This window comes from Desulforhopalus vacuolatus (assembly GCF_016918505.1).
GTDB lineage: Bacteria > Desulfobacterota > Desulfobulbia > Desulfobulbales > Desulfocapsaceae > Desulforhopalus > Desulforhopalus vacuolatus.
Map to the genome: position 1 here is coordinate 48,102 of NZ_JAFFPZ010000008.1, position 20,815 is coordinate 68,916.

Sequence of the window (20,815 nt, forward strand, 5' to 3'; positions counted from 1 at the left end):
AACCGTTTCCCCTGTACGGGAATTTGAAGAGAGCTTACAATGCCTGATTTACTTTTTGAGATTGGTACCGAAGAAATTCCCGCTGGATATATTGCTCCGGCCTGCCGTCAGCTTGAGAATAACTTTCGCAGGATGGCACAGGAAATGACCCTGGGACACGGTAAGATCAGAGTCCTGGCCACCCCTCGCCGTCTTGCACTGATCGTTGCCGATCTTATCGAAAAACAGGCTGATATTGAAGAAGAGCTCCTCGGGCCCTCGAAAAAAGTGGCTTATGACACAGAAGGGAATCTCAGTAAGGCCGGGGCGGGATTCGCCCGTTCGAAAGGTGCCAACCCCACCGAGCTGCAGGTCATTGAGACTGCAAAGGGTGAATATCTCATGCTCAAGCGAACGGTGAAAGGGCGTGAAACCATTGAACTCCTGCCGGATATTCTTGATGCGCTGATAAATACTCTTTCCTTTCCCAAATCAATGCACTGGGGATTAAAACGTCTCTCCTTTGCCCGTCCTCTGCAGTGGATCGTCGCCCTTTTTGGTGAGAATATCGTCACGTTTACCCATGAAGGTATCGAAAGTTCCAATACCAGCATGGGCCACCGTTTTCATGCCAATACCTCCTTCCCCGTGACCAGTGCCGTGACCTATGAAACGCAGCTCGCGGAGAAAGACGTTGTTGTCGACCCGGGGAAAAGGCGAGAAATGGTTCTTACTGAAATTCGTCAGGCTGTTGCTGAAAACAGCACTTTTTCCAATGGCCATGTCCAGATTGATGAGGAACTTCTTGATACGGTAACGAATCTGGTGGAGACTCCGTCAGGGGTGTGCGGAACCTTTGATAAGAAATTCCTGCGGCTTGTCCCCGATGTTCTGATTACCTCAATGCGGGTGAACCAAAAGTATTTCCCTGTTGTCGATGAGAAAGGGGGCCTCCTGCCTGGATTTGTGGCGGTAAATAATACTCGCGTAAACAATGTTGATGTAACCCGCAGGGGACATCAACGTGTGCTCCGGGCGCGGTTGGAAGATGCGTTGTTCTTTTATGACAGTGACCGGGAGTCGAAACTTTCCGATCACATTGATCAACTCTCTGGAATTATTTTTCAGGCGAAACTGGGAACCATGCTGGAGAAAAAGAATCGGCTGGTAAAATTGTCCCGGCTCCTTGCTGAAAAAATCAATTCTGCCCTTGTCTCTGATTGCTGCAGGGCTGCTGAACTCTGCAAGGCAGACCTGCTTTCTGACATGGTCGGGGAGTTTCCGTCTCTCCAGGGGGTAATGGGGGCTGATTATGCCGAACATGACGGAGAACCCGCTGGTGTTGCCCTTGCCATTCGCGAGCATTATATGCCAAAACGTGCCGGAGCGGACATTCCCTCTTCAGATACGGGGGCAATCCTTGGTCTTGCCGACCGGTTTGACACTATTGCCGGCTGTTTTGGCATTGGCCAGATTCCCACCGGCAGTGCCGATCCCTTTGCTCTGCGCAGGCAGTCTCTTGCGGTTATTCGCATCATTAATGAGAAGGGATATCGGATTTCACTGGAGGAAATAATCGCCAAGGCGCTTTCTCTCTATGGGAATAAGGTTGATGCCTCCTCTACAACGATTGATAAGACAACGGCTTTTATCCGCGACCGTTTTATCAATGACGCAGTGAAAGAGGGGAATAATGCTGAAGCTGTTGAGGCTGCTGCTTCCGTGGCTTTTGACGATATCGTTGACTGTCGTGAGCGAATGGATGCGCTCTCGGCAATTCGCAGTGATGAGTCATTTGCCGTTCTTGCAGCATCGTACAAACGTATCCGTAATATTATCGGCAAAAACAGCAGCAGCGATGTGAATACAGCACTCTTGACCGAGAAAGAAGAGAAGGAACTCTATTCTTTCTATGAGGAAGCTGCCGTTGAGATGAAAAAGCATATTGCTGTCAGGGACTACACCACTGCCCTGAAGGCAATGCTGATCATGAAGGAGCCTGTAGACCACTTCTTTGATGTTGTCATGGTCATGGCTGAGGATAAGGCTGTGCGGGCGAATCGACTTAACCTGCTCACAGGTATCGGTGATTTAATTCTTCTGGTTGGAGATATCTCGAAGTTTCAGAAATAAGCGCATCAGGCTGAAGCGGGAAAACGGAAAAAGGCGGTCATGAGAAATTCTCATGACCGCCTTTTTCTTTTTTTATACTCCCTTTTTTGCCTCTTTTCTCCAAAACAATCTGCCTGAACTCAGCTGGCACCATAACTGTGCAGACCGGAGAGCCAGAAGTTGACTCCAAAGTACGTAAACATGACCACGGCAAGTCCTGCCATGGAGAGAGTTGCAATCTTCATTCCGCTCCATCCACGGGTGAATCTGGCATGGAGAATGATGGCATAGAAGAACCAGGTGATCAGTGACCAGACCTCTTTACTGTCCCAGCTCCAGTACGTACCCCAGGCGGAGTTTGCCCACACTGAACCGCTGATTATCCCGGCAGTAAGCCAGATAAAACCGAAAACCATCGTTTTGTGATTCAGCTCATCGAGGATATTGAGTTCGGGAAGCCTGTCGACGAGGATTCCTTTACTGCGCAGGAGATAGAGGAGACCGAAGGCTGCGGTCATGGCAAAGGCTGCATAACCTATAAAACAGGTGATGACATGAGATACCAGCCAGTTGGACTGCAGCGCAGGCACGAGGGGAGTAATTGCCGTCTGGACGGTTCCGGAATTGGAAGCCCATGCCAGAGCAATTGTGGCGAGTGCAAGGTTGAGTGTACCGCTGATCCGCGTTTTGAAATGCCATTCTACAAGGAGTTGCAGTAAAATAATGGTCCACGCAAAAAAGACGATTGATTCATACATGTTGGTGAGTGGGGCGTGGCCGATGCCGATCTGGTAGGACTCTATCCAGCGCAGACCAATTCCGGTGGTTTGAATCAGCAGAGCGATGGCAGTTATCGTCGTGGCAACACGGCCGAGTTTATTATACATCAGATTGATACCGTAAAGCAGTGTAGCAAAGAGAGAGGTAAATGTGGATATTCCAATAAGCGTTGAACTGTCCATGGGATGCTCCTTAGCGCCATAAGAGAAAATCTGAAAAATTTTTTAAAGGGTACCCTGATGTTATCTGGTTTGCGCCTGAATCTTTTCGACAAGATTTTTCAGTTCATCTGTGAAAGGAATTTTATTTTTGCTGGCACTTCCTGCCAATACGAGAAATTTCTTTTTGTCGGTGTTGTCCTGCAGGAGCCAGATGCGGCGATGGGACATGAAAAAAGCCATATAAAGCCCCGCCAGCATCATCAGGCAGCCAAGATAGACCAGCGGGACACCGGGGTCTTTTGCAACCTGTAAACCGGTACTGAAACGCTGTTTAACAGTAATTTTGAAGACCTTGCCATCAACTGTAACTGTAGTGGGGACATTGTTGTCAAGCCAGCCTTCCCAGGGATCTGCATCCCCAGTCTTGAACCAGAATTTTTCCTGCTTCACCTTATTCTGGAACCGCAGTACACGTAAAATCCCAAAAGACATGCCATTCCAATGTATTGGCTGCTGGTAGTCTGCAATAAAATGCTCGGTAATGGTTTTCTTCTTTCCTGTATTCTCAACGTCTTGTGAGAAGGTGATAACAAAAGAGTTTGGTACAGGTTGATACGATGCCTGGTAAAAAGTCGTCCCCTCATATTTAAGCGGACCGTTCACCTCAATCATTTGCGTTGTCAGTTCCTTCTGATCCTGAACCAGAGAGATGCTGCTCTCATACTCTTTCGCCATTCCGTTGTTGTAATATTTTATATCAAAATAATTGCAGTGAATATCGTAAGGAAGTTGAAGGGGAAAATTCCCTTTCTGAGTGTACGCGGTATGGACACTTTCCAGCTCAGGGACCCAGACGGTTGCCTTGAAACCACCGAGCCAGCCGATGAAGGCACCTGAAAAGATAACAAGAATAGAGATATGAACAATATAGACACCAAGTCGTCCCCAGCGTCCTTTCTGCGCAAAAAAGATGGTTCGTTCTTCTTCTCTGCGGACTTCTCCCTTCCAGCCATGTTTGTTGAGAATTTTAACAGTGGTGTCGAAATGAACGGAAGTCTTGAAATGAACTGCCCCCTGTTTTGCGGCGATGCGGTCGGAGTGAAGTTTGAAATTATCCTGATGAATCAGCCTCCATGTCAGAGGGAAACGGTCAAGAGTACAGACAATCAGATTCAGTGCAAGGATTGACAGCAGGGAGAGATACCACCACGAGCTGTACATATCGTCCAGATCAAGGATCCGGGTGAAGGTAGTGGCACTTTCAGCAAATTTGTTGATGAATTCATTGTGTCCCGGACCTGAAAAAAACGAGGCGATGCTGTTCCCAAAAAATCGGTAATAGTAATCTGGGGCCTCTCCCTGGGGAATGAGTGTGCCAATAACAGACGTAATTGCAAGGGCAATGAGCGTCGTGAGGGCAAGGTGAACTGATGAGAAGAAATGCCAGACAGGATTGTTTTTTTTCATTGGTTCCAGTAAGGGAGGCTGTGAAATTAACGTTGAACAGATGTCTGCAGGTAACTGTAGAGGACGTGGAGATGAAAAGAATTGATGTAAATCAAAGTAGAATGACTCTACAGCGCCGCCACAATATAACTTTTTCCTTATCTTGGCAAATCAAAGTAAGCGTGAATGAATACCTGTCCAGACGTTTTTTCGGTAGAAACACCTCTGTGCCGGTGAAAAATCTTGCCTTACCTGTCAAAACGCTGTAAGTAAAGAAGTTCCTTCAACAATTAACCACTTATAAGTCGCTTTTGTGGGCATTGCATGCCTTCAAGCTGGCAGAGGAGAAATCAAATGGCCAAAGTATGTGAAATCTGTGGCAAAGGTCCTAGAACTGGAAACAATGTTTCCCATGCTCACAACAAAAACCGTCGTCGCTGGCTTCCAAATCTGAAATCTGTTCGCATGGCAGATGCCGGTGGAAACAAAAAAAGAATGCGGGTCTGTACTCGCTGCATTCGCTCTGGTGCGGTTGTTAAAGCGGCGTAATGCCGTTGTTGCAGTTGTATTGGTAAAGAGTTGAAGGCGAAAGGGTTTGTTCCTTTCGCCTTTTTTTATAGGCTTAAGAAACGGAGGTCACCATGGGTAGTGATGAAGTTCAATTTATTCCCTGCGAAGAAGCTATGGCGATGGTTAGTGCCATCCAGGAAGAAGAAGATGTCGAACAGCCCGATCATCGTATTTTAACAGTATACGGGGAAAATGAGAAGGAACTCTGCTGGTTTGATTTTGATGAGGTTATGAACGATATCGGAAATGTTCCGGAAGAGGACAAAAAAGAAGCCGTAAATCGTTATATCCTTGAGCGAATTCCGTCATGGGTGAAGACTTTGTAAATGGTACCTCGAAGAATCTTGCATTTTTACCGCAGGTATAACTTTGATGTTCCTTGAAAAAGCTGTTCCTGAATGCAGAAGGCCCCCGGTGTTTAAAACACCGGGGGCCTTCTGTATTCAGAGAAGTCTTTTACTCGCTTTTAAGCCAGCTGCTTAACGGTATGCCAGCTATCTGACAATCAGCGTAAAGTTCGCAGGGAAAATTTTTGTACAGTACACGCCCCTGCAGAAAGACAGAAACTGCGGTATCCGATGAAACCACGATAATAATCGATTCCGGGTGGTGAGCCGTAAAGCGCAGAGCTGAATTGTAACGCGCACCACGGGCGCGGTCTTCTTCTGGTACACGAAGACCATCAAGGAGACAGGCAAAACCGTAAAGTTTGAGATCTGCTTTTATATGCAGAGCCCCGTCAACTTTAGCAAGTGCTATCGCCAGATCAAGATTTTTCGGATCGCGCAGATCAATCGGCGTCTCCAGGGATTGCCCGGCAAGGATTTCTGGTTCAGGAGCAAGGTCGACAACGATACTGCAGCCAAATGCACAGTCCTCGGCCTCTCTTACGAGGGCGGCAACTATACAGAATATATCATGATTCTGGTCAGAGGAGAAGTTGAAGTCGAGCAGAGCCTCTTCTACTTCAAAGAGTTTCGCCTTAAAGGTGCTGGAGCTGTAACGTCCGTCACGAAAGCTGCAGATCAACTCTCCTGCCACAGAGAGGAATCCCTGGCGGCCGAGATATTCAGCAGAGAGATCAAAACAGTCCGAAGGAGGATGAGCAACACCGAGGATACTGGTACCATCGGAAATCAGAGAGTTCCCGCTCTTTTCTACAGATTGCAGGAGTTTGCGTACATGCTTGTAGTTCCCGAGTTGTGGGAGATCTGGTCCAGCAAATCGTGACAGAAAGCGGACACGAGTCATCTCACGGGGATTGATAAAAGTGAGAATACCAAAAGGGCGGTGCCCCTCTTCATTCGTGCGTGAAACACCGAGAATAGTTTCAAGAATCGGCGAAATGTAGGGAGAAAGATCAAGGCCGAAGACGTCAAGCGCTATGTCAGCAAGGCATTCCCGTATGGCATGCGAAGCGTATTCCCGTAAAAATTCACCGGAGATGCCGGTGTAGAGAGCAGGGCCATTCTGCAAATCGTGAGAAAGACGGAGAATCGCGTGGCGGAGCCAGTATTTAGTAGGCAGAATCGAACAGAGATTGGGATGGTGGTCGGTAAACCACATCTGGTAAAAAAAGGTTGCAGAGTTTCCCCCCTGGCAGATAATGCCATCAAGCTGGGGATCATTCTGGGGTTGAATGTTCTCATAAAGTTTTCCCGTTTTACACTCGTCTCCCTCGCAAAAAAAGGAATTCACAACGTTATAAAAGGAGCTCAGCTTGAGTTCATACCCTCGCAGAAGGTTTTGCGGATCAATGATAGAGAGATGATCGCCAGGTTTGAGGGCGTAAATAATAGCAACCCGACTGGGCCCGGAGAAGCGGGAAAGTCCTTCTCGAACACCGCTGAGGGTTTCGTGAATGCAGCGGTGGGCAAATTCGTCGTTAGTCACGGCGTAATTTTCGCTGGAAAATAATGAGGAATCAAGGTTTTCGTCCGATGCGAAAACCCCGATTCAAACAAGGCTGTCTTCAAAAGAAACAAGTATTTTATTAAGATTCTTTTCGACATTATGCTATCTTAATCTGCAAATCCAACGACTGCAACAGGAAGCACGGATTTTACCAGCGGCGGTTCTCCCGACGACGGTTATCCCATGAGTGGCTGTAATAGGAATTTCTCCGCTTATCACGTGGCGCATAATATCCGGCCCCCCGTATCGGCACATACCTCACCGGTCGATGTCTTTCCTGGTACCGTTCCGGAATCGGCCGAACAGGTGTGTAGTGGTGCTGAGATTCCCGGCTGTTTCCTATGGCGAATCCGATGACTGAGCCTGCCGCAGTCCCCACAATGGTTGACTCGGTGTTCCTTCCGATGGCCTGACCGGCAAGGGCTCCGATGCCGCCACCGATGAGCATGCCGTTCAGGGTGCGGGGACCGGCGAAGGCGTTTGTGGAAAGAATAGAAAAAAGTGCTGTGGTGAGTAGAAAAAAAGTTGTGCGGTTCATATCTCCTCCCTTTGTAATGAATAACAACAAGGTGCCCGATAACAAACACGGGGTCGTCAGTACTGGGGAAGAACGTACAGCGGGAAGGGAGATTGTACAGCGGACGTTGGGGGACATCGGGGCGACATTGTCAGAAAAACGAGATGATAACCGTCATCAGGGGTTCACCCGCTGTTCGATAAACTGGCCGCTGGCACGGTCCTGATATTTGATCGTGGCACTGGGAAGAGAACGGGGAGGGGCGGCAAACTGTACTGTAAACGTCCTGCGGCCGGGACCACTTTTTTTCAACAGCCAGGTCACGGAGCGCCTGTTTATCTTGTGTGCCGGTGGAGTTGTTCCGGTTACCCGGGTGTCGGGTGAAAGGTACTGCTCAACGATGAGAGTTCCCGTGGGCTGGCTCAAATTAACTACAAGCGTGGAACGGGTGCTCGAAGCTGACTGAAAAGAGGCATTTACTGCGAGGGCTGTCCCGGGGGCTGTCAAAAACAGAATGAAGAGGAGTTTCACAATCTTATTTTTCATTGGATGTCTCCCTGCTGTCCTTTTTTTGTAGAATAACGAGTTTGTGCTGACTGTTATCCCAGCGATAGCCAACTCCAAGCCAGATATCTTCAATACGGTCTATTCCTTTTTCAAATCCTGGCACGTTGCTGTAACGGTCATATACCAGAATAATTTCACGGTCGTCGATTACATGATCCTGATTTTCATCGGCCCAGTGGTACTGACCAAGTGTAATGGACTGCTGCCCGGCGGTGGTGTTTTCACTGCTGCCGCGTGTTGCCCAGCTGCCATGCAGAGAGATAACCGTTCCCAATTCTCCATGCGGCGTAAGTATATAGCTGCAGGTGTCGGAGTCGGACACACTCTCGAGCCATCTGATTTCCCCACCTTCTGATGTTCCCGCAGTCTCTGGAAAAACGTTGCTGATGGTTGTTTCCGGAGCGATATTCTCTTTCAGAATCAGAGTGACAGGCTCTTTATTCTGCGGAACTATGGTGATACGTACCGGCAGTGATCCCTCTGGTAATGACCATGCAGGTGCCAGACGGGTTATTTCTGGTGTTTTGGTGGTGGGACTGAGGGTGAATTTAAAGAGTAACAGAAGGAGAAGAACAAGGCTGGCGAGCACTGCGGCGAAAAACAGCTTTTTGCGTTGATTGCGTCCAGAAGTTGTCATTATCTGTAGAGCAATCTTCTCTCCAGTCTCTTTGACGGGAGGTTGCGACGATGTCTCTGAAGCAGGTCTCTCTGCCGGGACAGGTTCCTCTTCCGGCAGTAACAGCTGCTTAAGGGGGACACCGAGTGTTTCGGCGAGTTTTATGCAGTTTTCACGCTTAATGGAAGGATAACGGCCATTTTCCCACCGGGAGATAGTATCCGTGGTCACCGAGACTGCGGTGGCAACATAAAGCTGGGTAAGTCCCTGCTGTTCGCGCAGTTTTTTGATGGTTGGGCCGTCGATCTTCACCATTGCCATGGGACTGAAGATCTGAGAATTCTCTTCACTCATCTGAACAGCCCTGAATTATGCCCACTCAAAGCGGACGGTATTGCCAAGGGGGTCGACTTTCACAACCCGGATCTGAACTGTATCACCGGGATGTACACCTCCAATCGACGGAAGGTCCAGATCCATCAGAATACTGGTAAGCAGCAGATGAGAACGCTTGGGGCCTGCCTGAATAACGAGGGCATCGAGTTTCTCACCGACTCGTTCGGACAGCCAGCGGAGCAGCCAGAAGCGCTGTCTTTGCAGGCGGACATTATTGGCAGCACTGAGAGTCCGGGCAAGTACGGAGGTAAAATCACGGCACATCTCTTCGGTAAAACAGGGTTCCCGATGGCGGACAATACTGTTGAGCTGATGCTGCATAACAAGGTCAAGCAGACGGCGGATGGGAGATGTTACGGTAGAGTATTGATTGACACCAAGACCGGAGTGCGGTTTCGGGGAGGTGGAAAGCTCGCCCCGGGGAAGCTGCCGCCGTTGGAGAGTGTTTTGATAGAGATCATCATCTTCGCCATGAACAATACGGTTCTTCAGCAGAGGCTGGGAACGATAGAGTCCGGGGACCATTCTGTCTGCCACATATTTGGCGGCTTCTGTATTGGCGAGAATCATCATCTCGGCAACCATGGTACGTGCAGGTGTGTCACTGCGGGCAAGGCTGATATGCACTCTCGACTGGTAATCGACATGGATATTAACATCCGGGAAGGGCAACAGCAGTGCTCCGGATTCCAGTCTGCGTTTGCGGAGTTTACGGCGTAACATCTCAAGAATTTTGATTTCCTCGTCACTTTCCAGCATCTGATCAACCTGGTCGTAGGTCAGACGCCTTGCCACTTTGATGATCGAGGGGAAGATACGGACACGGAGCACCTCACCTTTTGGGCTGAGGAGAATCATAAAGCTAAAGGCAGCACGCACTTCATCCTGGATCAACGAGCAGATTCCCTGAGAGAGGTGGCGGGGCAGCATCGGTATTTGCCGTTCCGGGAAATAAATAGAGGTCCCGCGACGCATGGCCTCAAGAAAAAGTGGATCACCGGGTCTGACATAATGAGCTACATCGGATATATGGACACCGACGAGGAAATCATTTCCTTTTTTCTCGACAGTAAGAGCGTCGTCAAAATCGAGGGTCGTCGGGCCGTCAATGGTCATCGGCTTGAGATCTGTGAGATCGCGGCGGGCATCATCTTCAAAAAGATGATCCGTACTGCTCTGCAACAGCATCTCCGCCTGCTGACGGGCGGGGAGGGAAAAGGTGTCGGGAAGTTCAGCCTGAAGGAGGGGAATATTTTCCTCTTCCGACCAGAAACCGCACTTCACCAGCAGGTGAAACGGGGCATGCTCACCGTGCATTCCCGCCTCCTTGAGGAGACGACGGGCAATATCCACAGTGCTGCTGTTTTTGCCGAAGAGATAGTAATCACGCAGGATTTTCAGCACATCCCCTTCAAAAATACTGCACCTGCCCACCTTGATGTTTCCGGCATCCATGTTTTTAAGGACACCGCAGCCTTCGGCAATCAGCTTCTCTTTTTGAGCCTCTTTTTCAGTTTGAATTCTAAGTTGTTCTACCTTCTCAACGCTGTTGGCAAGAATTTTTCCCTCTTTAAATTTAAAGAAGAATTTATCAACAAAAACACAGCGTAACAGGGCAGAAACCGTGTTGTCGGAGGCATCTTCACCGAAGGTCAGCTCAGCAAGAAAATCGGGACTGAAGGCATTGGTATTTTCGTCGGTTGTCAGTTCCCAGATTCCTTCCAGATCAACCTGAGCCATGAGGGCAAAGCGTTCCTGAGTCGTTTCCATCAACTGATGGGTAATGTCGTCACGATTACTGTTCACCTGCATGGTGGCGGTGGAACAATGGACAACCCGAGAGATCGGTAAATTCACTTCCCGGCCGTTTTGGGTGAGCAGGCGTAACCGCTTTGGTTGACTTTCGGTAACAAGGGCACAAATAAATTTGCCATTATCGAGATATTCTATGAGTTTTCCTGCGACAATCATTGGGAGTGCATTACCTTTTCACTTTGAGATCAGTCCTTGCAATAGCAGGAAAAAGAGAGTGTAATAGAATCGTTTTATATAACCGAATCAATATAGCGCAGAAACTGCGCTTTTGTCCATTACCAAATATTTATAATCCAGTGCTATGGAAATTAAACAAGCAGGATCCCCGGCAGAGCCGGTTCACTCGGGAATGACAGCTATTGTTGGACCGCCGAATGCCGGCAAGTCAACATTGATGAATGCGTTTCTCCGACAGAAAATATCTATCGTCAGTCCCAAACCGCAAACGACACGAAACCGCATTGCCGGAATTGTGAATGGCGACGACTATCAGGTCGTTTTTCTCGATACCCCGGGGCTGCACCAGACTCGGGAAGCGTTGAATACCGAAATGGTGCGGGTTGCCCTGGAGAGTCTTTCTGATGTGGATCTCGTACTTTTTCTGATGGACGTCTCTCTGCCGACTCCGGAGAAGGTGCAGGCAGCAAGGGAAAAAGAGATGTCCGGCTGGCTGGCAAAGATGAAGAGCCCGGCCATACTTGTACTGAACAAGGTCGATCTTATTGCCCGTGAAAAACTGTTGCCCCTCATCGCCGCCTATCAGAAGCTTTTTTCCTTTACTGAAATTATCCCGGTTTCAGCCAAAGACCGCGACGGTGTTGATCTGCTGCTGGAAACCATTATCAAGAAAATGCCTTTGGGCCCGCGCTATTTTCCGGAAGATATCCCAACCAATGCCTCCGAACGTTTTCTCTGTGCAGAGATTATCCGTGAAAAGGTGTTTTTACAGATCAATGCGGAGATTCCGTATTCAACGGCAGTAGTAATTGAGGCATTTCAGGAAGAGAAGAACCGGGTTCTCATTCACGCAACTATCGTTATTGAGCGACCTTCTCAGAAGGGAATCATTATCGGCAAGGGCGGCACAAAACTCAAGAGTATAGGTATTGCCGCCCGTAAAGATATTGAGAAACTGCTCGGGCAGAAGGTGCGGTTGGAGCTGTGGGTGAAGGTGAAGAAAAACTGGTCTCAGGATTCTCAGTTTATGAGAGAGCAGGGGTTTTGAACCGCGTTACAACTTTTCTTTTTTTGATCTCTGTCTGGTGTAGAGGTTGAGACTTTTCAAGATGTTGTAGGCAGCATGGAGCTGATTGTCGTTGGCGAGTCTTTTTTGCAACGCTTTCAGCTCCTGCGTATTTTGTTCCTTTTCTCTGATGTTTCTCTTTTCAGCCTCTCCCGGCAGATGATTCGCGAGATCAATCTCTTTGCGGGCCTTGCGTTTCATCGTGTTTTCTTCATCACTTTTTCGCTGTACCACTTCCACATCGGGGATGATTCCCATCGCCTGGATGGAGCGATCATCCGGGGTGTAATACCTGGCTGTGGTGAGGCGGAGTCCGGCGCCATTCGGCAGAGGAATCACCATCTGCACGGAACCCTTGCCGAAGGATTTTTTACCTGCAATGATACCTCGTTTATGGGCCTGAATCGCTCCGGCAACGATTTCAGAGGCGCTTGCGGAACCTTCATTGATCAGTACCACGAGGGGATACTCTGCATGGGAGCTGTTGTTGTGCGCGTTGTAAATGGTATTCTGGTCGGCTCGACGTCCCCGGGTATAGACAATGCGCCCCTGGTTGAGAAAGGTATCCACCACTTCAACCGCCTGGTCAAGCAGTCCACCCGGATTATTACGCAGGTCAAGAATGAGTCCCTGAATGGGTGCCTTTTGGGAAAGGTCAGCCAGCAGGTGACGCAGGTCCGCACCCGTGTTGCTCTGAAAATTAGTAATACGGGCATAGACCAGCCCTGGTGAAAGTGATTCGCCTTCGACGGAGACCAGTGGAATATTTGCACGGGTAATCTTGAAATTCCTCGGAGAAGCCCAGCCTGCACGTATAACAGCAAGATTTACCTTGCTTCCTTCTGGTCCGCGTAGTTTTTCGATGGCTTTGTACGCGCCGATATTCTCGGTATTTTCACCGTCAATGGAGACAATAAGATCTCCAGCCTTCAAGCCCGCAGATTCTGCTGGCGTGCCATGAATGGGGCTGACGACCGTCAACTCATCATGTTGCACCGTTACTTCAATGCCGATACCAGTGAACTGTCCACTGGTTTCCTCCTGCAGGTCTTTGAACTCCTCCGGGCTGAGGTATGAGGAGTGTGGATCCAGATTAAAAAGTAATCCTTTGATCGCGCCGTTAAGCACATCCGCTGTATCAACCTCTTCCACATAATTTTCCTGCAGCATGCTGAGAACGTTAGAAAAAACCTCAAGCTGTTTGTAGGTACGGGTAAGCTCTTCCTGACGTATCTTCTCCTTATTCTGTGCATCGGTTACGGCCAGGGCCGGAACTGCGAAGAACACAACACCGAGAAGAATTGAAGTTATAATTCTACACGGGAAGAGGTGGAACACCCGGGGAGTGGGGAGTCTTAACATGATCTTGTTTTGCCTTACAGGACGGTAATTACTCACGTTTAGTCGAAGTTTGATTTTATAAAAATCTTGAATAATTGTTTCTTATACCATTTACATTTTGTATTGACCAGAGAACGCAACTGCGTAAACATCTTTTTTGGCAATGACGAATGAGTAATAATTCGTGTTTATCCGTGTCCATTCGTGGTCCCTTTTGTCGTTTGTAACCACGAATGGATAAACAGGATGCAAAGCGGGGCATAACTTAACAGGAATGGTATTATTTGAATTTGAGCTGCTCAGAGTCAATCCATTCCAGAGGATCCACCTGGTTGTTGCCCTGGCGGACTTCGAAATAAAGGCCACGGGTGAAGAGGGTGGTACTGTCCCCGGCGATACCGATAACAGTGCCGGACCTGATCGTTTTTTCAGCCTCCACCTCGACATTTTCCAGCCGGGCAGTGACAGTGTAGACATGGGAACCATGGTTGATGATCACCGCATTGCCGTAGCCTTCGAGATAACCGGCAAAAATTACTTTACCGGTACCGATGGCACAAACCGAAGCGCCATCCGGGGCCTCAATTTCAATTCCTTCACAGAGTTCCTGCTCACCAAATTTATTCTCCGTCCAGGCGTGAAATCGTGTCCTTACGATACCATCTACCGGCATGGGCAGTTTCCCTTTACTTTTAAGAAACGCCTTCTGCTCGCGGGTAATCTCATCTTTTACTCTGGATATCGCCTCTGTAATTTCTTGAGATTTTTTTTCCAATTGTTGAATAGTCTTGCGGTGCAAACTGCGTTTGTCCTGCACGGCTTTTAAGACCTTTTCCAGATTCTTGCGGGCAACAGCGACTTTGACTTCTTCTCCTTTCCCCTGTTTGACCAGCTTGTCAAGTGCGGCGTTTTGCAGTTTGAAAGATTCCGTATTCTTTTTCTGCAGCTTGAGAGTCTCTTCATAGGCTGCAAGAAGTTTACTGTCGTACGTAACCAGCTGTTCAAAGGCGTTATTAAAGATAATCAGATCGGGCAGGGTACGGGCAGAAAAAATGGCATTAAGCAGCCCGAGACGGCCCATTCTGTAGAAGACGGAAGCGCGTTTCTGCAGCATGACTTCTGCCTTTTCACGTTCTGTGTGCAGGTGCTGCAGCTTCTTTTCTGTGCCCCTGATAATTGTTCGATACTTTTTGGCGCTTGCCTGAAGTTTTCTCAGTTTTGTCTGATGTTCAGCCACTATCAAGTCCATCTGCAGGATATCATGGAGGATTTTTTTTTCCTCCCTTTTGAACTGATTGTCTTCTCCGCGGGCAACTGCAATGTTCCCTTCGAGGTAAAGGATACTCTCATTGTAGGATTCAATCTGTTTTTCCACAGATGGTTCTTGAGACATCGCAAACGTATTAAAGACGCAGGCACATATTCCCTGCATGGCAAAAATGAAGAGAAAGGCAGTACCCCGCAGGACGTTACGCACAGGTTTTTTCTGCTGGACAGAGTTCATTAGCAGACCTTTACAAATCTTTGCATGGTTACCCATGAGCCTATGGTACAGAGAAGTATGGAGCTGAGGATAATAATCACTGTACCCCAGGGATTCAGGAAGGTGAAATCAAATATGGCCATGAAACCCGAAGTGGTAAAATGGATTTTGACCCAGAGAAAAAGTGCATAAAGAGTCCCGAGTCCGATGGAAGATCCCAGCAGGCCCTGCAGGAGGCCTTCCAGGAGAAAAGGTGCGCGGATGTAGTTGTTGGTTGCACCTACCAGCTTCAACAGTTCAAGTTCATTGTGGCGGCCAAGGATGGTCAGCCGAATGGTATGGGCCACAATAAAGATGGTGGTCAGAATGAGCAGGGCGCCGGAGGCGATGACAATGATGGTAATAAGCTGTGAGGTATAGTTGAACTTCTCCACCCAGTTCTGGCCAAACTGAACCTTCTGAATACCTCCCATTTTGGAGAGATAATCCGAGAAATCCTTGAGCCTGTTAAGGTGAGTGAGCGTGTTGAGCGGGACCACTTCTACCGAGGGAGAAAGAAAATTCTTTGGCATTCCGTCGAGGACGGCGGCATTCTCGCCAAGCTGAGCCTTGAAGCGGTTATATGCCTGTTCACGGCTGACGAAATTAATCTCTTCGACATCATCAAACTGCAGAATCTTCCGCTCAAGTTGTTTTCTCAATTCAGGGCCTGGCTCTTCGTCGAGATAAACAATCAAACGGATATTTTCACTGAGACGATCGCCAAAATGTACGATGTTAGTGTAAACAAGATAGGAAAAAGAGAAAATCAGTACTGAGAGAGCTACAGTAAGCAGAGTCATGATCTGTACCCCCCATGTCTGGCGAAGATTACGACCAAGTTGACGCAGAACTGTAAACAGAAAACTCATTATTTTTCCCCTTCAATGGGCTTTGGACCTGCGGTTAAAGCGTGCGGATTTCTGTGCCAGTGTAAATTCATCCTTTTTCTGCACATCCTGCAGAAAAATTGCTGCCTCATCCATACCATGCAGGGCAGAACCCTCTTTTTGTTGTACGGTGTTCCGTTTGTTTCGATCCCTGCGTCGATTTTTCGAATAAAGAAGGCAGCCGGTCTGGTGACCTGAGAGAGGGTCCACAGGGCATGGAAGGTATCATGGCACTGTCGGGACGCCTGTCATTTTCTTCAGCCTGCCGTTGGTAATCTCCAGTACACGATGAGAACTTTTCCGGAAAATTGTCTCGTCGTGAGTCGCAATCAGGATGGTAGCACCGTCCTTGTTGCAGTTGGAAAGCAGTCGCATAACGCGTTTAGTGGTAACGGCATCAAGGTTACCTGTCGGTTCATCGGCAAGAATAAGAGTCGGAAAGTTGGCAACAGCCCGTGCCAGAGTCACCCGCTGCTGTTCGCCATGGGAGAGCTCTCCGGTAGGGATGTTGTACTTATCGGCCAGCCCGAGTTGATCAAGCAGACTGCACACCCGATCACGAATGATCTGTGGTTTCTTGTAGCTTACTTCCATGCTGACGGCGATATTCTCCGCTGCAGTTCGTTTGGGGAGGAGCTTGAAATCTTGATAGGCAACCCCTATTTTCTGGCGGAGTTGCGAGAGCTTGCGGCCACGAAGCAGATTCATCTTCTGGCCGTCAACTTCAATCAGTCCACTGGTTGCCTGGTCCATATTGCAGATCAACTTGAAGAGCGTTGTTTTCCCGGCGCCGCTCTTGCCTGTAAGAAAACACATCTCACCCCTGCTAACAGTAAGAGAGATCTCATGCAAAGCGTTGATATCAGGTGGATAGATCTTGGCAACCTTGATCACTTCGATCATTGGTTTTGCTCTGCGATGTACTTTTTTTTTCATGGTTTGTCATTTTTACGAAAAAGAGAAACCGGGACGGGAAATGCCTCGGATTAAATACCTGAAACTCCATTAAATATATACGGTATTTACCGTAGAAAGGCAAATCTACTGTCTGAAAAGAGCAATATAATCCGGAAAGTGGTACTCTCCGGAAAATTTTCCGCCGAGACCTTTGCTTTCGGTATGTACTCTTTTTTTTCGGATAAATATCTATGAGAAGTTTCAATCGCAGTAACGATCAACAGCGTCCTTTTTCCCTCGAACGGGGTATTCAGCCGCAGGCGGCAGCCTCGATACTCATTAAAACTGGCAACACCCATGTTCTCTGCGGAGTCTCTGTGGAGGAGAACGTGCCGCCTTTCCTGCGCAACAGCGGACGCGGCTGGATTACCGCAGAGTATGGCATGCTCCCTTGTGCCACCAACAGCCGATTTCGTCGTGAGACGAAAGGACAGGGTGGCAGGACGATGGAGATTCAACGTCTTATCGGGCGCAGTCTGCGTATGATGGTTGACCTGCAAACTATCGGTGAACGTACCCTGCGGGTGGACTGTGACGTTATCAATGCCGATGGTGGAACCCGAACCGCTTCCATCACCGGTGCCTCCATTGCCATTAACGATGCCCTTCTTGGACTGGTTGAACAGGGACTGCTGGCACAGATGCCGAAGGTGATGCCGGTAACCGCGATCTCCGCAGGTATAGTAGATGGAGAAATTTGTCTTGATCTCGACTACAGCGAAGATTCCCGTGCTCAGACCGACGCCAATTTTGTCATGGGTGGCCTCGGCGAGTCTGCCCGCTGGATCGAAATGGGGGCCACCGCCGAGGGAAAACCGTTTGATGATGAAGAAACTTTTCACATGATGGCTCTCGCCAGGAAGGGCTGCATGGAACTTGCCTCTCTCTGGGATTGAGCAGAGTCCTTTCCCTTTTGTTGCCAACCCTCACCTTGCGAATACATGTTACGAGCATTTTTTTTAGACAGGCACTACTTCTGGTGGGCCTGGGGAACAGGGTTTCTTCTGGTCCTCATGGTGGTATACCAGGTTCTGCTAATGCTGGACTTTAACGACTGGTACAAGCAGTTTTACGACCTTGTGCAGACACCTCACAAGCATCACATTGATGAATTCTGGGGGAGCATCAAAGTCTTTGCCGTAATCACGGCGCAATACATTCCGCTGCAGACCCTCAACGCGTGGGTCAGTCGTCACTACGCCTTTCGCTGGCGCAAGGCAGTTACCTTCTCGTATCTCTATAAATGGCGTGCAGTCGAGCATGACATTGAAGGATCAAGCCAGCGTATTCAGGAGGATATCCGCCGTTTTTCCACCACCATTGAGAGTCTTGGCCTGCAGGCGCTGCAGGCAGTGCTGCTGCTCTTCTTTTTCACCCCGATTCTCTGGCATTACAGTTCAGATGTCCATATCCCGCTGCTTGAAGGGGTGCCCGGCTCGCTGGTATGGGTGGCGTTTGTGGTTTCTGTCGGTGGTATGTTCATCTCCTGGATGGTGGGAATGAAGCTGCCCGGACTGGAATATGATAACCAGCGCGTCGAGGCAGCTTTTCGCAAGGAGCTTGTCTATGCTGAGGATAACAAAAAGGATTACGCCGATCTCAAGACCATCTTCTGCCTCTTTACCGGACTGAAAAAAAGCTACTACCGTCTTTATCTGCACTATGGATATTTCGATATATGGCTGATTTTTTTCATGCAGTTGATGGTGGTGGTGCCTTTCGTTCTGATGGGGCCGTCGCTGATGTCCGGAGCGGTATTGCTCGGTGTGGCAATGCAGGTCGCCAATGCCTTTGAGCAGGTGCAGGAGTCACTTTCCATCTTTACCAATAACTGGACAACCATTACAGAATTGCGCTCCATCCACAAGCGTCTGCGTGAATTCGAACATAATATCGGTTACTGACGGGTACCTTGAATAATATTCAATGTTCCCTCTCCTGGAGTTAAAAACGTGTTCAAGGCATTTTTCGGCAGTAAGAAATGGGCAATATGGGCGTGGGGCGGCGGAATCCTCGTCTGCCTGCTTATTGAGGTAAACGTAATGCTCACCGTAGAGCTGGTGGAGTGGCGCGGCGATTTTTTCAAGATGCTGCAGGATGTCAGCAGTTATAACATTAGAGATTTCTGGACTGGCATCGGGAAGTTCACTAAAATTGCTCTTGAGCTGGTCTTTCTTGGCATGTTTTCCGCGTATTTTGCACGTATCTACTCTTTTCACTGGCGCGAAGCGATCACCTGCGCCCATATAAAGCGCTGGCGTGAGGTGGAGCAGGATATAGAGGGCTCAAGCCAGCGGATTCAGGAAGACTTCATGCGGTTTGCGATAATCGTTGAGTCCCTGGGAGCACAGGTGGTGAAAGCTTTTCTCACTTTGATCAGTTTTTTGCCTATTCTCTGGGCGGCCAGCGCTGATCTTAACCTGAGCTGGCTCAACAGTATCAACGGTTTGATTGTTCGTACAGCGGACTCCTGGCAGATCCCATTTTTATCTGTCTTTGCTGAAGGTTCAATGGTCTGGCTGGCCCTCTTCATTTCTATAGGCGGGCTGGTCATCTCCTGGCTGGTGGGGATTAAGCTGCCGATTCTGGAATATAATAATCAGATTGTCGAGGCAGCATTCCGCAAGGAACTGGTCTTTGCTGAAGACAACAAAATATCCTTCGCCCAGCCACCGACCATTATTGGACTGTTTACCGGACTTGAGAGCAACTATTACCGGCTCTTCCGCCATACCGCCTACTTCGATGTCTGGATTTACTCTTTTGACCGGATTATGATGATCACCCCCTATCTTCTCATGGCTCCAGGGCTTTTTGCCGGTGTCATTAATCTTGGCATACTTATCAAAGTCAGCAGTGCCTTTGGTCAGGTCCGCGCCTCCTTTTCCGTCTTTACAGCACGCTGGACCGTTATCACAGAACTGCGCTCCATCTTTCGACGTATTCGCGAGTTTGAACGTAATATTGGATATTGAAAGTATTGGGAAAATGTAATACCATTTACATTTTATATTGACTAGAGAGCGCGACTGCGTGGACATCTTTTTTTGTGATTACGAATGGTTACAAACGACAAAAGGAACCACGAATGGACACGAATAAACACGAATTATTACTGAAAAAACCATAAGGGACCCATAAGAGAATGCCCTTGTGGTTACTTTGAGGTAATTGATGTATTAGAGCGTAAAACGCTTAACCCTGACTTTCGAATGACTCCCAAAGTTGATTCATAATCCTGATGCACTGTACGGCTTAACTTTGGATACAAACGTTTTCGTTTAATGTGTTGTCCCTGTTCGTGAAAATTCGTGTCTATTCGTGGTTACAAATTGCAAAAGGAACCACGGATAAACACGAATTAGTACTCATTTGTAATCGCCAGAAAAATGTCCACGCAACTTTAAAGTTTTTTGCCTTTATTCGCATGATTAGAGCTTTCCTTTGGCAAAAATTTTTTCGCTGTTCCGTCTTTTGCTTTTTCCTGTCTCCCGTCTCCTTTCTCCTGTTTTCCGTCCCCCTGCCTTTACATTCGCCAATAGAAAGTGAAAATGGCATTTAGTGAGGTCACAACGTAATCGGAATGGTATCAGGGTTCCCTTCAGAATGTGATAACCTTGTCGCTGTGAATGACCCATTCCGCCAGCTCTGGCATTGTTGATTTCTCGGCACCTTCGAAATACGGATGATTCTTGTAGACTCCGCAACGTGCCATGCAGGTTCCGCAGACTTTGACGGAGACCCCATTGGCAATGAGGTCCTTGAGCATCTGTGACAAATCCTGGTCATAGCTCTCGGGTGGTCTGCACACGTCACGAGCCATATCCACAGAGTCGTTCATCAAGAAGATTCTAACTTCCTGCCCCGCCTCGGACAACTTTTGGGCCAGACGCAGACCGTTCCAGTTGACGTCGGTATTGTCGTAGGGTTCGTGATTGAAAATGATCAATATTTTCATAGTATTCTTTTCTCCATCATCTCTCAGCCAA

20 protein-coding genes are annotated in these 20,815 nt (G+C 48.4%); 8 read left to right on the forward strand and 12 right to left on the reverse strand.

Translation table 11 applies throughout. From position 1 onward, the window contains the following. The first annotated feature begins 39 nt into the window (after nt 1-39). Nucleotides 40-2,112: a glycine--tRNA ligase subunit beta gene (gene glyS / locus JWG39_RS07040; protein ID WP_205218679.1), complete on the forward strand. Its 2,073-nt coding sequence runs from the start codon at nt 40-42 to the stop codon at nt 2,110-2,112. 119 nt (nt 2,113-2,231) lie between these two features. Here glyS and ccsB read toward each other — a convergent pair whose 3' ends face one another. Both ccsB and resB read right to left on the reverse strand, forming a co-directional pair. After that, the gene (ccsB, locus tag JWG39_RS07045; protein WP_205218680.1) at nt 2,232-3,053 is read right to left on the reverse strand and encodes a c-type cytochrome biogenesis protein CcsB; all 822 of its coding nucleotides are present in this window, start codon (nt 3,051-3,053) and stop codon (nt 2,232-2,234) included. A gap of 60 nt (nt 3,054-3,113) precedes the next feature. Next, entirely contained in the window at nt 3,114-4,499 is a 1,386-nt protein-coding gene (resB, locus tag JWG39_RS07050) for a cytochrome c biogenesis protein ResB (RefSeq protein ID WP_205218681.1), read from the reverse strand. Between the two features lie 71 nt (nt 4,500-4,570). Here resB and JWG39_RS07055 point away from each other — a divergent pair, with 71 nt between their 5' ends. The 3 genes from JWG39_RS07055 to JWG39_RS07065 all read left to right on the forward strand — a co-directional run bounded on the left by JWG39_RS07055 (nt 4,571) and on the right by JWG39_RS07065 (nt 5,374). Then, nucleotides 4,571-4,747 carry a hypothetical protein gene (locus JWG39_RS07055; protein ID WP_205218682.1) on the forward strand — a complete coding sequence of 59 codons (177 nt, stop codon included), beginning with the start codon at nt 4,571-4,573 and terminating at the stop codon, nt 4,745-4,747. Between the two features lie 85 nt (nt 4,748-4,832). Further along, entirely contained in the window at nt 4,833-5,027 is a 195-nt protein-coding gene (rpmB, locus tag JWG39_RS07060; protein ID WP_205218683.1) for a 50S ribosomal protein L28, read from the forward strand. Between the two features lie 92 nt (nt 5,028-5,119). Beyond that, nucleotides 5,120-5,374 (forward strand): hypothetical protein, encoded by a 255-nt coding sequence (locus JWG39_RS07065; protein ID WP_205218684.1) that lies wholly within the window; start codon nt 5,120-5,122, stop codon nt 5,372-5,374. Between the two features lie 130 nt (nt 5,375-5,504). Here JWG39_RS07065 and JWG39_RS16925 read toward each other — a convergent pair whose 3' ends face one another. The 5 genes from JWG39_RS16925 to JWG39_RS07090 form a co-directional block, all read right to left on the reverse strand. Next, nucleotides 5,505-6,941: a diadenylate cyclase gene (locus JWG39_RS16925; protein WP_205218685.1), complete on the reverse strand. Its 1,437-nt coding sequence runs from the start codon at nt 6,939-6,941 to the stop codon at nt 5,505-5,507. Between the two features lie 169 nt (nt 6,942-7,110). Then, complete coding sequence (locus tag JWG39_RS07075; RefSeq protein ID WP_205218686.1) at nt 7,111-7,500, reverse strand: YMGG-like glycine zipper-containing protein; 390 nt, start codon at nt 7,498-7,500, stop codon at nt 7,111-7,113. Nucleotides 7,501-7,656: 156 nt separating this feature from the next. Further along, entirely contained in the window at nt 7,657-8,025 is a 369-nt protein-coding gene (locus JWG39_RS07080) for a hypothetical protein (RefSeq protein WP_205218687.1), read from the reverse strand. After that, a complete protein-coding gene (locus tag JWG39_RS07085) occupies nt 8,015-9,016 on the reverse strand; it encodes a helix-turn-helix transcriptional regulator (protein WP_205218688.1) in 1,002 nt (333 codons plus the stop codon). Before JWG39_RS07085 ends, JWG39_RS07080 begins: the two co-directional genes overlap by 11 nt. Nucleotides 9,017-9,031: 15 nt before the next feature. Then, nucleotides 9,032-11,029, reverse strand: coding sequence for an RNB domain-containing ribonuclease (locus JWG39_RS07090; RefSeq protein WP_205218689.1), 1,998 nt, complete (start codon nt 11,027-11,029; stop codon nt 9,032-9,034). Between the two features lie 145 nt (nt 11,030-11,174). Here JWG39_RS07090 and era point away from each other — a divergent pair, with 145 nt between their 5' ends. Beyond that, a complete protein-coding gene (gene era / locus JWG39_RS07095; protein ID WP_205218690.1) occupies nt 11,175-12,098 on the forward strand; it encodes a GTPase Era in 924 nt (307 codons plus the stop codon). A gap of 6 nt (nt 12,099-12,104) precedes the next feature. Here the strand turns inward: era and JWG39_RS07100 are convergent, their stop codons facing one another. From JWG39_RS07100 to ftsE, 4 genes are all read right to left on the reverse strand, one after another. Next, nucleotides 12,105-13,478, reverse strand: coding sequence for a S41 family peptidase (locus tag JWG39_RS07100; RefSeq protein ID WP_240192032.1), 1,374 nt, complete (start codon nt 13,476-13,478; stop codon nt 12,105-12,107). A 259-nt stretch (nt 13,479-13,737) separates the two neighbouring features. Then, nucleotides 13,738-14,961: a murein hydrolase activator EnvC family protein gene (locus tag JWG39_RS07105; RefSeq protein WP_205218691.1), complete on the reverse strand. Its 1,224-nt coding sequence runs from the start codon at nt 14,959-14,961 to the stop codon at nt 13,738-13,740. Beyond that, nucleotides 14,961-15,851 carry a cell division protein FtsX gene (locus JWG39_RS07110; protein WP_205218692.1) on the reverse strand — a complete coding sequence of 297 codons (891 nt, stop codon included), beginning with the start codon at nt 15,849-15,851 and terminating at the stop codon, nt 14,961-14,963. The genes JWG39_RS07105 and JWG39_RS07110 overlap by 1 nt, the downstream gene beginning before the upstream one ends. Nucleotides 15,852-16,094: 243 nt before the next feature. Beyond that, nucleotides 16,095-16,805: a cell division ATP-binding protein FtsE gene (ftsE, locus tag JWG39_RS07115; RefSeq protein ID WP_240192033.1), complete on the reverse strand. Its 711-nt coding sequence runs from the start codon at nt 16,803-16,805 to the stop codon at nt 16,095-16,097. Between the two features lie 212 nt (nt 16,806-17,017). Between ftsE and rph the strand changes: the two genes are divergently transcribed. From rph to JWG39_RS07130, 3 genes are read left to right on the forward strand one after another with little or no spacing between them, the layout of a single operon-like run. Next, nucleotides 17,018-17,722, forward strand: a complete 705-nt coding sequence (gene rph / locus JWG39_RS07120) for a ribonuclease PH (RefSeq protein WP_205218693.1) — start codon at nt 17,018-17,020, stop codon at nt 17,720-17,722. A gap of 45 nt (nt 17,723-17,767) precedes the next feature. Further along, the gene (locus tag JWG39_RS07125; protein ID WP_205218694.1) at nt 17,768-18,730 is read left to right on the forward strand and encodes a putative transporter; all 963 of its coding nucleotides are present in this window, start codon (nt 17,768-17,770) and stop codon (nt 18,728-18,730) included. A gap of 48 nt (nt 18,731-18,778) precedes the next feature. Beyond that, the gene (locus JWG39_RS07130; RefSeq protein WP_205218695.1) at nt 18,779-19,801 is read left to right on the forward strand and encodes a putative transporter; all 1,023 of its coding nucleotides are present in this window, start codon (nt 18,779-18,781) and stop codon (nt 19,799-19,801) included. A 626-nt stretch (nt 19,802-20,427) separates the two neighbouring features. Here JWG39_RS07130 and JWG39_RS07135 read toward each other — a convergent pair. Further along, nucleotides 20,428-20,784: a DsrE/DsrF/TusD sulfur relay family protein gene (locus JWG39_RS07135; protein WP_205218696.1), complete on the reverse strand. Its 357-nt coding sequence runs from the start codon at nt 20,782-20,784 to the stop codon at nt 20,428-20,430. Nucleotides 20,785-20,815: the final 31 nt, after the last annotated feature.

Coding starts and splice junctions, on each gene's coding strand:
- glyS (WP_205218679.1), top strand. CDS start 40: ATGCCTGATTTACTTTTTGAGATTGGTACCGAAGAAATTCCCGCTGGA.
- ccsB (WP_205218680.1), bottom strand. CDS start 3,053: ATGGACAGTTCAACGCTTATTGGAATATCCACATTTACCTCTCTCTTT.
- resB (WP_205218681.1), bottom strand. CDS start 4,499: ATGAAAAAAAACAATCCTGTCTGGCATTTCTTCTCATCAGTTCACCTT.
- JWG39_RS07055 (WP_205218682.1), top strand. CDS start 4,571: ATGAAAAGAATTGATGTAAATCAAAGTAGAATGACTCTACAGCGCCGC.
- rpmB (WP_205218683.1), top strand. CDS start 4,833: ATGGCCAAAGTATGTGAAATCTGTGGCAAAGGTCCTAGAACTGGAAAC.
- JWG39_RS07065 (WP_205218684.1), top strand. CDS start 5,120: ATGGGTAGTGATGAAGTTCAATTTATTCCCTGCGAAGAAGCTATGGCG.
- JWG39_RS07075 (WP_205218686.1), bottom strand. CDS start 7,500: ATGAACCGCACAACTTTTTTTCTACTCACCACAGCACTTTTTTCTATT.
- JWG39_RS07080 (WP_205218687.1), bottom strand. CDS start 8,025: ATGAAAAATAAGATTGTGAAACTCCTCTTCATTCTGTTTTTGACAGCC.
- JWG39_RS07085 (WP_205218688.1), bottom strand. CDS start 9,016: ATGAGTGAAGAGAATTCTCAGATCTTCAGTCCCATGGCAATGGTGAAG.
- JWG39_RS07090 (WP_205218689.1), bottom strand. CDS start 11,029: ATGATTGTCGCAGGAAAACTCATAGAATATCTCGATAATGGCAAATTT.
- era (WP_205218690.1), top strand. CDS start 11,175: ATGGAAATTAAACAAGCAGGATCCCCGGCAGAGCCGGTTCACTCGGGA.
- JWG39_RS07100 (WP_240192032.1), bottom strand. CDS start 13,478: ATGTTAAGACTCCCCACTCCCCGGGTGTTCCACCTCTTCCCGTGTAGA.
- JWG39_RS07105 (WP_205218691.1), bottom strand. CDS start 14,961: ATGAACTCTGTCCAGCAGAAAAAACCTGTGCGTAACGTCCTGCGGGGT.
- JWG39_RS07110 (WP_205218692.1), bottom strand. CDS start 15,851: ATGAGTTTTCTGTTTACAGTTCTGCGTCAACTTGGTCGTAATCTTCGC.
- ftsE (WP_240192033.1), bottom strand. CDS start 16,805: ATGAAAAAAAAAGTACATCGCAGAGCAAAACCAATGATCGAAGTGATC.
- rph (WP_205218693.1), top strand. CDS start 17,018: ATGAGAAGTTTCAATCGCAGTAACGATCAACAGCGTCCTTTTTCCCTC.
- JWG39_RS07125 (WP_205218694.1), top strand. CDS start 17,768: ATGTTACGAGCATTTTTTTTAGACAGGCACTACTTCTGGTGGGCCTGG.
- JWG39_RS07135 (WP_205218696.1), bottom strand. CDS start 20,784: ATGAAAATATTGATCATTTTCAATCACGAACCCTACGACAATACCGAC.